The 13,590-nt window shown below is 37.2% G+C and carries 9 protein-coding genes; 3 read left to right on the top strand and 6 right to left on the bottom strand.

All coding sequences use genetic code 11. The features are described from left to right. Nucleotides 1-219: 219 nt before the first annotated feature. The 4 genes from IEV57_RS12810 to IEV57_RS12795 all read right to left on the bottom strand — a co-directional run bounded on the left by IEV57_RS12810 (nt 220) and on the right by IEV57_RS12795 (nt 7,215). Nucleotides 220-2,700, bottom strand: a complete 2,481-nt coding sequence (locus tag IEV57_RS12810) for a S9 family peptidase (protein ID WP_188443439.1) — start codon at nt 2,698-2,700, stop codon at nt 220-222. Nucleotides 2,701-2,776: 76 nt separating this feature from the next. After that, the gene (locus tag IEV57_RS12805; protein ID WP_188443438.1) at nt 2,777-3,478 is read right to left on the bottom strand and encodes a TetR/AcrR family transcriptional regulator; all 702 of its coding nucleotides are present in this window, start codon (nt 3,476-3,478) and stop codon (nt 2,777-2,779) included. Between the two features lie 228 nt (nt 3,479-3,706). Continuing rightward, complete coding sequence (gene tyrS, locus IEV57_RS12800; protein WP_188443437.1) at nt 3,707-4,999, bottom strand: tyrosine--tRNA ligase; 1,293 nt, start codon at nt 4,997-4,999, stop codon at nt 3,707-3,709. A 374-nt stretch (nt 5,000-5,373) separates the two neighbouring features. Next, nucleotides 5,374-7,215, bottom strand: a complete 1,842-nt coding sequence (locus tag IEV57_RS12795) for a gamma-glutamyltransferase family protein (protein WP_188443436.1) — start codon at nt 7,213-7,215, stop codon at nt 5,374-5,376. A gap of 108 nt (nt 7,216-7,323) precedes the next feature. Here IEV57_RS12795 and IEV57_RS12790 point away from each other — a divergent pair, with 108 nt between their 5' ends. From IEV57_RS12790 to IEV57_RS12780, 3 genes are all read left to right on the top strand, one after another. Then, nucleotides 7,324-7,668 (top strand): DoxX family protein, encoded by a 345-nt coding sequence (locus IEV57_RS12790; RefSeq protein WP_188443435.1) that lies wholly within the window; start codon nt 7,324-7,326, stop codon nt 7,666-7,668. A 12-nt stretch (nt 7,669-7,680) separates the two neighbouring features. Further along, nucleotides 7,681-9,096: a DEAD/DEAH box helicase gene (locus tag IEV57_RS12785; RefSeq protein WP_188443434.1), complete on the top strand. Its 1,416-nt coding sequence runs from the start codon at nt 7,681-7,683 to the stop codon at nt 9,094-9,096. Between the two features lie 202 nt (nt 9,097-9,298). Then, nucleotides 9,299-10,390 carry an AI-2E family transporter gene (locus IEV57_RS12780; protein WP_188443431.1) on the top strand — a complete coding sequence of 364 codons (1,092 nt, stop codon included), beginning with the start codon at nt 9,299-9,301 and terminating at the stop codon, nt 10,388-10,390. Nucleotides 10,391-10,407: 17 nt separating this feature from the next. On the opposite strand, the gene IEV57_RS12775 is transcribed toward IEV57_RS12780, so the two are convergent. Continuing rightward, nucleotides 10,408-11,094, bottom strand: a complete 687-nt coding sequence (locus IEV57_RS12775) for a LytR/AlgR family response regulator transcription factor (RefSeq protein ID WP_188443429.1) — start codon at nt 11,092-11,094, stop codon at nt 10,408-10,410. Between the two features lie 177 nt (nt 11,095-11,271). Beyond that, nucleotides 11,272-12,669, bottom strand: a complete 1,398-nt coding sequence (locus IEV57_RS12770; protein ID WP_188443427.1) for a sensor histidine kinase — start codon at nt 12,667-12,669, stop codon at nt 11,272-11,274. Between the last annotated feature and the right edge of the window lie 921 nt (nt 12,670-13,590).

Below are 13,590 nucleotides of genomic sequence, written 5' to 3'. Positions count from 1 at the left end.
GTTTGATCAAATCAAGCTTGTTTGGAATTAGATGGATTCTTGAGATGTCAGGGCTAAAGGTCCCTTAGAAAAATATATCAAGGATATCATTCTACCATAATCTCAGGGTAAAAAAGATCCTTTTCATATGATCGATTTGCTAATTGTATAACAAAAAAAACCGACCTAATTGGTCGGTTTTTTTTGTTAAGAGTTCATTTATTAGTGGTTGTATTTTAATTACTTAGTCATGGCTTTTTCTCGCTGAACTTCTATCATATCTGTTGGTGGGGGAGTATTGTCACCCAATAGGTGCTGAACAAAATAATCACCCATTCTCCAGAAGAAATACTCTGTCATATCTCCAAAACCATGTCTCTGGCCTGGAAGGATAATAAAATCAAATCTCTTGTTTGCTTTGATCAAGGCATTTGCCATTCTAATGGTGTTGGCTGGATGGACATTATTATCCACATCACCTGTTACCAAAAGCAACTTACCTTTAAGATTCTTCGCTAAATCTGGATTCCTCTCGATTTTGTATACAAAAGAGGTATCACCTTTAGGAGAAATTAATTCTTTCACACCATGGTGCTTTTCTGACCACCATCTGTTGTAGATGTTGTTTTCATGATTTCCTGCTGAAGAAACTGCCACTTTGAAGAAATCTGGATAAACGAGCATCGCAGCTGTAGACATAAATCCACCTCCTGAATGTCCATGAATACCAACTCTATTTCTATCAATGAAAGGATGACGGTCAGCTAATTGCTCAACAGCAGCTTTTTTATCAGCCAAACCATAATCTCTCAGGTTACCATAACCATAATTATGATACCATTTTGATCTGCCTGGATGGCCACCTCTGTTTCCTATTGTGACTACGACGAAGCCAAATTGTGCCAATCGATCTGTTCTGTCAAAACCTCTTCCAAAAGACTTATTTACCGCCTCTGTTTGTGGTCCTGGATAAACATACTCGATAATTGGATAGACTTTAGTAGAATCAAAATCAAATGGCTTGTACATTACACCATAAAGATCTGTGATTCCATCGTCAGCTTTAAATTTGAATGTCTCTGGGAACTGGTATCCAGCTGCAAATAAATTTGACAAGTCAGCTTCTTCCAAATCCATGATTTTTCTTCCTGTGTTGTCATGTAGTGTTGACGCAGGAACGGTGTTGACTCTGCTGTAATTATTCACAAAGTAAGTTCCTCTGTCATTTGGAGATGGGCTGTGATTATAATCACCTGGGTTAAGAAGTGTGATAGCTCCACCATTTAAGCTCACTTTATACATGTGCTCGTAATATGGATCTTCGCCTTTTTCTCTTCCATTGGCAATAAAATAAAGGAATCTTCCTTTTTCATCAATCGTACCAATTCTGTCTGTGTGGAATGGTCCAGATGTTAATTGACGTTTAAGGCTACCATCTTTTCCATAAAGGTAAAAATGTCCCCAACCATCTCTCTCTGACCAATGTACAATCTCAGAGCCATTGTTGATGAGCTCAGGCTTGATGATGTCTATGTAAGTATTGCTTCTTTCTTCAATAACAACTTCCTTTTTACCTTCTGCAATATTCCATCTTACAATATCTATTTTCTTCAAATCTCTAGAAGTGATTGAGAAATAAAAACTGCTATTATCCCCCAACCAAACAACAGGAGTAAAGTCATCATCTCTAGTTACAACAGGTCTTGTGGCCGTCCAAAGTCCTATTGATTGATCTTTGAAAGTTGCAACATCCAGTTTGGACATCTCTTTAGAATCAAATGAATAATGCAATAAGTCAGTGATCGGTTGTTCCTTTTCCCCTGGCATGGCATATTTATAAGTCTCAAGAGTTGGTCTTGGGTCCTTTACATTTTGGATTACCCAAAGATCTTTTACTTCACGAACATCCGAACGAGTTAATATAAACTGCTTAGAATCCTCTGACCAAATCACGCCAGCTCTTTTTCTATTGTCTTTATTTTTCTCCTCTTCCACATTGTCACCACCACGACCACCGCCATAGCTGTAGTCTTTCTCACCATCTTCAGTGATTCGATTTTCTACAATAGTGCTGTCTTTGTCGTCTTTTACAGCTTTCAGGAAATTTTCCTTATCCATCCAAAATAGATTGTCATGCTTAGCAAAGACAATTTTAGAAGAATCTGGTGCGATATTGGCCCAAGATAGACGTTTTGCATCTTCCTCAGGATCTTCCACTTCGATCAATTGATTGTTTTGTAAATTGTAGCGAAAAACAAACGTCTTTTTTTCCAAAGAGTCTTTCGAGCTCTTGTTTTTTTCTTTGATCTCTGCCCAGTCTTTTTTGACTACGTCCTGTGTACTTCTGATTTTGAACTGGATGGTGTTCTCATCTTCAAGAAACTTCAAGCTAGTGATAGGTAAATTTTGTCCATCGAATGGATCTTTTACGATTTTGGTGATTTCAGCTGCTAACTTGTCCTTATCAAAGAATGATTTTTTTGTTCTTGCAGCAGGATCGACAATGTACCATTCCTTACCATTTGTAGTTTCGTAAGTGTACCAAAATCGATCTGATCTCTTTAACCAATGCGGATCAACACTGGTGGAAAAAATCATTTTTCTGACTTTTTCGGGTGAAAAGCGAGAAGCTAATTCATAATTCCCCTTAGTTGGAGTGTCCTGTGCTTGTACAAATCCGATAGAAATGAACAAGACAAGGATTGCGTATATTTTCTTCATAAATCTTGATTTATTGATTTGTAAAAATATCAAATCCTTGAACTACGTTCACACCGCTGATGTAAAACTGAATGATTTAGAAGAGACTTCCTTGAACCACATTTGGTCGTGAGGCTTGGATGCTACCTTTTAGCATATCTTGCATCAAACGAATAAATCCTGGCTTCCAATTGTCAATGTGGATCTTGATTTCTTTGTTTTCATAATTCACAGGTCCACTCAGTCTTTCATAGCCGATAAGCATACTCCAAATGGTATAAAAAGTAATTTCTGGCTGTAATTCAGGTCTGATACTGCCATCTTTGATACCCAAGGAAACCATCTGAATTCCAAATTTCCCACAATCATGATGAATGTCAAGTAGTTTTTGAAAATGTTCGCTTTCTAATATTAATGGATCAATAGATTTTCTTAATTCATGATTGTTGTACAAATTTAACATACCCATAAAATTCAAGATGGCTTGATAATACATTCTGTTTTCCTGACTGTAGTCCAAGTACTTCTGGACCAAATCAACAAGCATTTGAAGTCCATTTTTATTCTTTGTTCTAAACACATCCCGAAATACATCCTTCAATCCTTCAAAAGCTTTTCGGGTAACAGCCATGTAGAGATCTTCTTTATTTTTGAAGTAAAAATAGGTCAGTCCCTTTGAAATTTTAGCGCCCTTAGCGACTTCATCCATTTTGGTAGCATGATAACCTTTTTCATTAAAAAGTTTGATTGCAGACTCTAAAATCGCTTTTTCTCTCTGTGTTCTCTCTTGTGCACCCATGATTTACTCATTTTTGAATTATATTCAAATATATTAAACAAAATTCAATGATTTGATCAAAAAACTGACCTTGGATCCTAAACCGATGGAAATGAGGAGTAAAAAATTTGAAAGATTTTTAATGCAAAAATCAGAACTTGGAATAAAAATAAAACAGGCAAAAAGGAAAGATCCTAATTGCCTGTTTTGTTTTTTTAATCCATGAAAGAAATCATTGAATTCTATTTATTAATTTACTTCGATGATGTAGTAGTTTTTCTTTCCTTTTTGGATCAGTAGGTATTTATTCTGTAAAAGCGAAGCTTCCACAGCAGCGTTTGGATCCATGATTTTCTCCTTATTGATGCTTACACCTCCACCTTGGATCATTTTTCTACCTTCACCTTTGGAAGGGAAAATTGCATTGCCAGCTTTTTCAGCCAACAAATCCAAAACATTTCCTGTAGCATCATATTCAGCTTTTGAAATCTGAACTTGAGGTACTCCATCGAAAACTTGCAAGAATGTTCTTTCATCCAAAGAAGCTAAATCTTCAGTCGATGATTTACCAAATAGGATGGAAGAGGCCTTCAATGCCATTTCATAATCCTGCTCACTGTGAACCATTATAGTCACTTGCTTGGCTATTTCCTTTTGTAGCGCTCTCAAATGTGGCGCTTCTTGATGCTCTTTTTCCAATTGCTCTACCGTATTCTGATCTAGCGTCGTGAAAATTCTGATATATTTTGAAGCATCTTCATCTGATACATTCAGCCAGAACTGATAGAAAGCATAAGGAGATGTTTTCTCAGGGTCAAGCCAAACAGAACCTCCTTCGGTTTTGCCGAATTTTGTTCCATCAGCTTTGGTAATCAAAGGAACGGTCAATGCAAATGCAGAACCGCTGCCCATTCTTCGGATCATTTCTGTTCCTGTGACGATATTTCCCCACTGATCAGAACCTCCCAGTTGAATGCTTACATTGTTATTTTTCCAAAGATGGTAAAAGTCATATCCTTGGATCAATTGATAAGTGAATTCTGTAAATGATAAACCATTTCCATCTTCAAGTCTTCTTTTTACAGAATCCTTCGCCATCATGTAATTTACCGTGATGTGCTTTCCAACGTCTCTGATAAAGTCCAAGAAAGAGAATTCAGCCATCCAATCATGGTTATTGACCAGTTCAGCTTTATTTTCAGAACCTTGATTGAAATCCAAAAATTTACCCAATTGGGTTTTGATTGAAGCGATATTGTGATCGAGTGTGGCTTTGTCCAAAAGATTTCTTTCAGCAGATTTGAAGCTAGGATCACCAATCATTCCTGTAGCTCCACCAACAAGTGCAAAAGGTTTGTGACCAGCTCTTTGGAAGTGTAGAAGTGTCATTACACCCACCAAATGCCCAATATGCAAAGAATCCGCAGTAGGATCGAAACCCAGATATGCAGAAGCCATTCCTTTATTGAGGTGTTCTTCGATTTCCGGTGTCATGTCCTGAAGCATTCCTCTCCAGCGCAATTCTTCGATAAAGTTGTTCATTGTAATCGTTTTGGTTTTTTGAATTTGCAAATATAGAAGATTGTTTCGGATGCCCGAAGAGGGGAGCACGCAGATTTATAAGTGATTTTAGATTTCCGATGGTAGATTTTAGATTTATGAGGAGTATAATTGATACTTTGAAGTCATATCGACAGAAAGGTTATATCTCACTTTGTTCGATATGACCAATGATGAATTTTTCAATTTTAGAATCTTATAATTTTGTAATCTTATAATTCTCAGATCCAAAAAAAGAATTGAAAGACGCCATCCCCCAAGCGTCTCCCAAACCTTCCAATCCGCCACGTCGGACAAGCTTTTTAAACCTTCCAACCTAATTAACCAATTCCCTAATCACTTTATCACCTAAAACCTTACCATGCAATCCCATAATCTTCCCCGTGATTGCTGGAGCCGCCCCAGAAGGTGCCGTGTTTCCAGTCAAACCAAATGGCATTGAGTGGACCAGATGTTCTGTTCTGGAAGTCCATTTTGTAACCTCTCTTTTTCAAATTGTTGCGTACCCAAGAGGGGACTTCGGTGTTGAGGGTGATGGAGCCGGGTTTGATTTCATGGGCGCCGAAGGAAGATTGCATCTGATAACTGTGGATATTTGCAGCTTCAGCAGCTTCTTGAACAGTCATATCAAATTCAACGATATTCAAGAACATTTGTAAAAGATCTTGATCTTGAGTATCTCCTCCTTGTACTGCAAAGGAAAGAAATGGTTTTCCGTCTTTCAATGCCATGCTTGGCGTCAGCGTTACCCGAGGTCTTTTATTGGGTTCAAGGACATTGAAAGGGTTCAGTTTCTCGTCCAAAACAAAGCTTTGCATCCTTTGGCTCAACCCAACACCTGTGTTTCCTGCAATCACAGCAGGAATCCATCCACCCGAAGGCGTTATAGAAACCACCCAACCTTCTTCGTCAGCTGCTTGGATCGTGGTGGTACCTTTTAGGAAATGCTCCAAAAAAGGATCGTCAAGTCCTTGGATGGGTAACTCAGGTCTGTCATAAGCCAAAACATCATTTCTTGATTTGAGCAAATTAATAAAAGGATTGCTTTCACCTTGGAATGGATACGGGTCACCTGGACCGATTTTGGGATCATTATTCTCTGTGATCAATTTTGCTCTTTCTTTGGCATAAGCTTTTGAAAGTAGTCCTTTCATTGGGCTTTTAGGTCCAAAATCTGGATCTCCATAATAAAAATCCCTATCAGAAAATGCTAAGCTCATAGCTTGATAAACTGTATTGATATAATTGGCCGAATTATAGCCCATTGACTTTAAGTCAAAGTTTTCTAAGATATTCAATGACTGAAGTAATGCGGGTCCTTGGGTCCATTCCTGCAACTTGTATACATCTATTCCCTTGTAATTAATAGACAGAGGTTCTTCAATTTTTACTTTCCAATTGGCCAAATCCTGCTCGGTGAATAAGCCACCCTGTTCTCTGGTACCTCGCACGATTTCTTTTGCTATATCACCCTTATAAAATCTCTCGTAAGCAGCATAAATTGCTTCTTTTCTACTTTTTCCATCAGCTAAGGCTTGTTTTTCTGTTTCTACCAACTTGAATAAAGTCTGATATAAATCTTCCTGAACAAACACTTCTCCCGGATAGGGTGCTTCTCTTTCTTCTCCTAAATGAGGTAAAAACACTTTCTTTGAATAAGGCCATTCTTTGATTCTTCTTTTTTGCGCTTCGATGCTATTAGCAGCTTGGGCTTCGATAGGGTAGCCTTTTGCCATTTCCATAGCAGGAGCCAAAACTTCCGCCAATGACATCGTTCCATATTCTGCCAACATGGTCATCAAACCTCCTGGTGTGCCAGGCGTGGTTGCTGCAAGGGGACCGAATTCTGGTGGGTAATTCATGTCTTTTTCTCGGAAAAATTCAGGAGTAGCGCCTGTTGGTGCATAGCCCATGGCATTGATAGCAATGACTTTTCCTGTATTTGGATTGTAGATGAGTGCTTGTGTTTCTCCGCCCCAACTCAGTACATCCCACATCGTGCAGACAGCACCGAGCATGGCACAAGCTGCATCTACGGCATTTCCGCCTTTCGCGAAGGTTGTAGCACCTGCTGTTGCTCCAAGGGGTTTGCCTGTTATCGCCATCCAATGTTTACCATGCAATTGTGGCTTTTGGGTTTGCGAAAAGGAGTTTGAAAAAATGCTAAAGCAGAGCAGGAGTGTAAATATTTTTTTCATATAAGCTTATTTGTAGGGTTTTAGGACTGATAATTGTTAATGTGGGAGTATTGTGATACATTTATTGTCAATATAAACATTGATTATCATTTACAAGCGCAATTCTACATGTATTCATTTTTTCTTTATTTAATGAGTGGATTATATGTTTTCGCTGGAGTAATGCACTTTCTTAAACCGAAAATGTACCTCCGCATCATTCCCCCTTACATACCCAATCCTAAATTGATGAATTTGTTGGCAGGAGCCTTCGAAATTCTTTTTGGTTTAGGTTTGTTGTTTTCTGAAACAAGGGCTTATGCGGCTTTTGGGATAATCATTTTATTGATAGCAGTATTTCCTGCAAATCTTTATATGTATCAAAAAGGAGCAAGAGGCATCCCAAAATGGGCTTTGCTGCTCCGACTTCCATTGCAATTTGGATTGATTGCATGGGCTTATTTATATACTTAAATCATCACAATTTTGAATTTCAATAGCTTTAATTTTGAAGCGTCATTACAAGAAGGTCTTGACGCCATGGGTTTCGAAAAGCCAACCCCCGTACAGGAAATGGCTATTCCAATAATTTTAGACGGAAAAGATATCATTGCTTGTGCCCAAACAGGTACAGGTAAAACGGCTGCTTTTATACTGCCTGTTTTGAATAAAATTGCTAAATCAGGTAATAACAAACTCAATACTTTAGTATTAGCTCCCACGCGTGAGTTAGCAATTCAAATTGATCAGCAGATTCAAGGATTTGCTTATTTCTTAGGAATTAGCTCAATCTCGATCTATGGAGGTGGAGATGGTCTGGTTTGGGAGCAGCAGAAGCGTGCGCTTGAGCAAGGAGCTGAAATTGTCGTTGCCACACCGGGAAGACTTATTGCTCTATTGGCAGGTGGAAAAATCAACTTGGACAGCTTACAACACCTGATCCTTGACGAAGCAGACAGAATGCTCGATATGGGATTCTCAGATGACTTGTTGACGATCGTGAATTACTTACCAAAGGACAGACAGACGATTCTTTTCTCGGCGACGATGCCACCGAAAATCAGACAGTTTTCCAAGAAGCTTTTGAACAATCCTGAAGAGGTGAGTTTGTCATTAGGGAAGACAGCGGAAGGAGTAACTCAGTCTGCGTACTTGGCTTATGATACGCAAAAAGAAGATCTTGTAAAGCATATCCTAAGACAAAAAGATTATGAAGCTGTGATCATTTTTGCATCTACAAAAGATAAAGTGAAGAGTCTATATAAAGTCTTGAAAAAGGAATTTGAAGTCGAGGCATTTCATTCTGATTTAGAGCAGGTTGAAAGAGAGCAGATCATGTCAAGGTTTAAGAATAGAAACTTAAGGATCTTGGTCGGAACGGATATCATTTCTCGTGGAATTGATGTGGTAGGAATCGAGTTGGTGATCAATTTTGATACACCAAATGATCCCGAGGATTACGTGCACAGAGTCGGTAGAACTGCTCGAGCGGATAGTAAAGGTACTGCGATCACATTTGTCAATGACAAGGATAAATTCAAATTCAATAACATTGAAAAGTTGATTGGAATGGAGATAGAAAAAGTCCCTTTACCAGAAGGATTCGAATCAGGACCGAGCTATTCTTCAGCTGGAAATACCAAGCCAAAAGCCGATTTTAGTAAAGGTAAAAAGCCCGCTTCATCTGGAAACAAGTCTTCCAATCACCCGAAGTCAGAGCATAAGCCACATAGAAAGCCAAGGGAAAATACTTCTCAAGCACATGTGGTGCAAGATCAAGAAAATCCAGAGACTCAAGGTGGATTCAAACCTAGACAAAATCCAAAGGTGGACAAAAGCCCTGAATTTCAAGAAAAACCAAATACATCAAAGTACGGTTCTAGAAAAAATGTGATTGATTGATCATTGAGCTACATTCCAGAAAAATTTGTTAACAGTTAATTTAGATTGATTGAAATTTAAGCTGACTTTTTTTACCATTTATAAATACTTAACGAGCTTGAACTGATGGTTCAAGCTTTTTTTATTCCAAAAAATGAGAGATTAATATTTTTTTTGAATCACTTGTCCCGTATCTTAATATAAAGTTATAATCCAATACAATATGGGCTCAACTGACATCAAGTTTCTGCAAAAGACAGTTTATTCCTTTTTGTTTTTTATATTAATTATCATCATTATGAAAGAGGGGTCCGTGATCCTTTTGCCACTCGTTTGGGGAGCATTTTTTGCATTTGCACTTTATCCTATTTCGAATTGGCTTGAAGAGAAAAGACTCCCAAGAGCAGTAGCAATCGTGCTCACTTTGATTTTTATTACTGTAACTGCGGTTGCACTTTTATATTTTTTGACTGATCAGGTTGTTGGCTTGATTAAAGATATACCAGAAATACGAGCTTCTTTTGAGACAAAAATAAATACTTATCTCAAAGAAATTGAAGGAGCTATTGGCTTAGGCTCGGATATTCCGCTTGAGTTTTCTTTTTTAAACCAAAAAAACTTAGAATCAGCGCTTTTTGGAGCTGGTAGGTCATTGATATTGGTAGGGATAATACCTCTATTCATTTTTTTAATGCTCTATTACAGAGACTTTTTCGTTGAGTTTTTAAAAAAGCGTTCAACCACAGAAAGTCCTTCTATTTTAAATTTCATCAAAGATTCTGGAAAAGTGATTCAAAATTACCTCTTTGGAATGTTGATCGTGACAATAATCGTAAGCTTGATGGCAGGAGTGGTCTTATATTTTCTTGGTGTCAAGTACTTCATACTTTTTGCAGTTTTTGTAGCTGTGATGAATTTGATTCCTTTTGTTGGGGTATTCTTGAGTTCTTTGTTGCTGATCATCTATGTTTTGTTAACGACAGATAGCCTTTTTTATCCTCTTGCGACCATGTTGCTTTTGTGGATGATTCAGCTGATTGAAAATAATTTGATCACACCAGTTGTAGTTGGAGCAAGAGTGAAGGTCAATGCTTTTGCAGTCATCTTGGCGATTTTACTCGGTGGCTATATTTGGGGGATCTCAGGAATGATTTTGTTTATTCCAATGGTCGGTCTATTGAAAATCATCTTCGAAAGAGTCCCAAGTTTGGAGGCTTATGGCTATTTATTGGGAGATGATTATCCTGTAATTGAAAAGAAGGAAAACTATCTCAGGAAAATTCTGAGGAAAGTTAGCTCAAAAAGCGAATCATAGCATAGTCTAATAATTGTTTAAGATTTGTTCAGCTTGCTCAACAAATCATCATAAAACCCATTGCTTACGGGTGCAGTTTTGCCTTGTAAGGAAACCTGATGTCTTTCTACTTTTTCTATTTTCTGGGTATTAACCAGATAAGAGCGATGCGTTTTGATAAAGTGGGAGGGAAGCAGCAATTCAGTTTCTGAAAGCGTCATTCTGCTGAGGATTTTCTTGTCTTTTAGGTGGAAGTTCACATAGTTTCCATTTGCTTCACAGATCAATAATTCTTCAAAATTTATTTTCACCTGCTCTGAACCTGTTTTGATGAAAATTGAGTCGGAAGAAGGTTTTTGACCATTTTTCAAATCAAACAATTCCTGAGCTTTTTGACAGGATTTAAGGAATCGACTGAGATTGAAAGGCTTCAATAAATAATCTATAGCATCCAACTCAAAGCTTTTGACAGCGTGCTCGGAATAAGCAGTAGTGAATACGATCATGGTGTCCTTTGGAATCAAGGTGGCCAATTCTAAGCCTGAGATATCAGGCATTTTGATATCCAAAAAAATCAAGTTTACCTGATTGCTTTTGAGATATTCCAAAGCCTTGATCGCATCTGTAAATACTTCCTTTAACTCAAGAAATGGCACCTTAGAAGCATGGGCTTTCACCACTTCCAAAGCCATGGGTTCGTCGTCTATTGCGATTGCTGTTAGCATTAAATTTTAGATTTTAGAATTCAGATTTTAGATTAGGGTATTGTTTTAAAGTTTTAATGTTGGAAAGTTCAAAGGTTGTTGAAGTCTGCCAGATTTGTTGTGTGGATTTGGCTTGGAAATTCTCTTGTTTCTTGATTCTTGACTCTTAATTCTTGTATCTATCATCTCCCGTCTATTTCAAAGCTTCACACTCAAATGTACAAAATACTCCAATTCATTTTCTCTGATGATAAGTTCATGCTTATTCGGGTAGAGGAGTTTGAGTCTTTGTTTGACGTTTTCTAAGCCAATTCCGGATGATTTGCGTTCTGGGTCCTCTTCATTGCTGCGGTGGATGCTATTATTCACATCAAGGTGTACAGAGCCATCTAGGCAGCGTAAACTGATTTTTATCCATGACTTTTTCTGAAAACTGATACCATGTTTGAAAGCATTTTCTACAAAAGGAATCAAAAGCATGGGAGCGATTTCTCCCGGACAGTTTTCTTCCGATTGGCTAAAGAGGATTTCAATATTCTCTTGTTCTTTGATTCTCAAATTCTGAAGATCTACATAGTTGACAAGGTATTCTTTTTCACGGATAACAGGGATTTTGTCCTGATTATTTTCATGGAGCATAAAACGCATCATATCTCCCAGTTTTTGAATGCCTTCTGCTGTTTTATCAGCATTTTCATGCAAGGCATTTCCATAAAGGGTATTCAGTGCATTAAATAGGAAGTGAGGATTAATCTGGGAGCGCAAGAAAGAAAGATCAGCTAAACTTCGGTCAACTTTCACAGAAAGCGTATTCAATTGACCAAGGTAGTTTTCATATTTTCTGAAGAAGAAGTTGGAGATAGGAAAAATTATTACCATTACACTTATTATGGCAACAAAGCCAAGAAGAATAAAATAACCATTGATTTTTATCACGATAAATGGAATAGAAGTAATGGCAATTATCAAAACATAAAATGCCGTTGCTTCTCCTTTTCTTCCTTGCTTATTAAGTCCATAGATAAAGAAAAAATTGTACAAGATCAATCCGATAATACAAGGAATAATTATTACAAATAGAATTAAAATGGGTTCACCCGCTATTTTTTGAAACTGTAAGAGAAAGATGACTATGAAAATATAAATCAGAATTAATCTGATGGAATTATACAATCGGAAGTCTTGGTCATCATTCCTAAGCATTATTTGCTTTAGGATGTATACAATAGCTCCGTAACCTGCATAGACTGCCAAAGAATTGAAATAATAAGGCATCAAAAAATCAGAGGTGAAATTGGCATTTATAGAGAATGCACCTATCAATATAAAAGAACCAAAGAAAATTAAAATGGTATAAATTATAAATTTTGCTGTTTTTCCATCTTTCAAATATGTGGGAAATACTTTCATATGAAACAAATAAAAGGTTGCAAGGAAAATCAAAGGGATGAAAATCTTTGCAAAATAGATGGTTCCTTGCTCGTAATTAAGACTGAATGTGGGCGAGGATAAAACATTGGAAAGTATGATACTTACAAAAAGGAAAGTGACTACCCACCACTCGATTTGTCTAAAGGCTAAAATTTTGTCTTTCATAGTTTGCTGAAATTAGTATTTGTAACTGGAATTGAGGGAATATCTACTTATAAACTTTCTGAGGACTTTTGGGAAGTTGGTTTTTCACTCCTAGCAAGCAGGATAAAATTATAAAGTACACCTACCAAAATGATCCAATAATAGATTCGCTTATTCTTTTTCATGTCCCTCCATTTAAACATGACACAACAATAGACATCAGGGTATATCTAGGCAAAAAAATGTGATGAAATAGGGGGATTTAGGGATGGAAATGCTAAGTACTACCGAAATTTAATTTTCACCAATTTTCAAATCATCAGTCTTTCAATTCTTATCCAGCAACAACCGAAGTTGATCGATAGAGGAGACTTCTTGAGCAAATATTGGATTGGAAAACGCGATAAGTACAAATGATAGGAGGGTGATTTTCATGGCAGTTTATTTAAATCCTTAATGTATTAGAAAATATTAGGTTTTTGGAAACAAGAGTGAAAAATACAGACATTATCAATAGGCTTTTGAAAAATGTAGATTTGGCTAAAGCCTACAATCATAAATATTACCTATTAGTGGATGGGCTAAAGCACCATCCCAATTGAATTAATATCTTATTTGGAAAAATGCCAATTTTTTAGTGATAATGCTCTTTAATTGCCTCCTGCTTCAGTTGGGGGAAATGAAGGAGCAATTAAAAAGAAAGCATTAGCCAAAATAATAACGTTTAGTATATGAAAAGTAGGCGATTTCGAAGCACGGAACTTTCGGTTAAGCACAAAGTTTGATGCGAGCTAAAAGCCTTGAATTTGTTACTGTTTCGCCTATTTTTTATATACATTGTGTGTGCCTTGAATGGTGAATATAGGTCAAAAAGTTGACCGTTCCAACGGGTGAAAGTCCCTTAAGCGCGGGGGTAACGTCCCGAAGCCAAGCAAGTGGCAA

This window comes from Belliella aquatica (genome assembly GCF_014637795.1).
GTDB classification, from domain to species: domain Bacteria; phylum Bacteroidota; class Bacteroidia; order Cytophagales; family Cyclobacteriaceae; genus Belliella; species Belliella aquatica.
The sequence above is the reverse complement of the archived record's forward strand: the minus strand, read 5'-3'. Positions and strand labels throughout refer to the sequence as shown.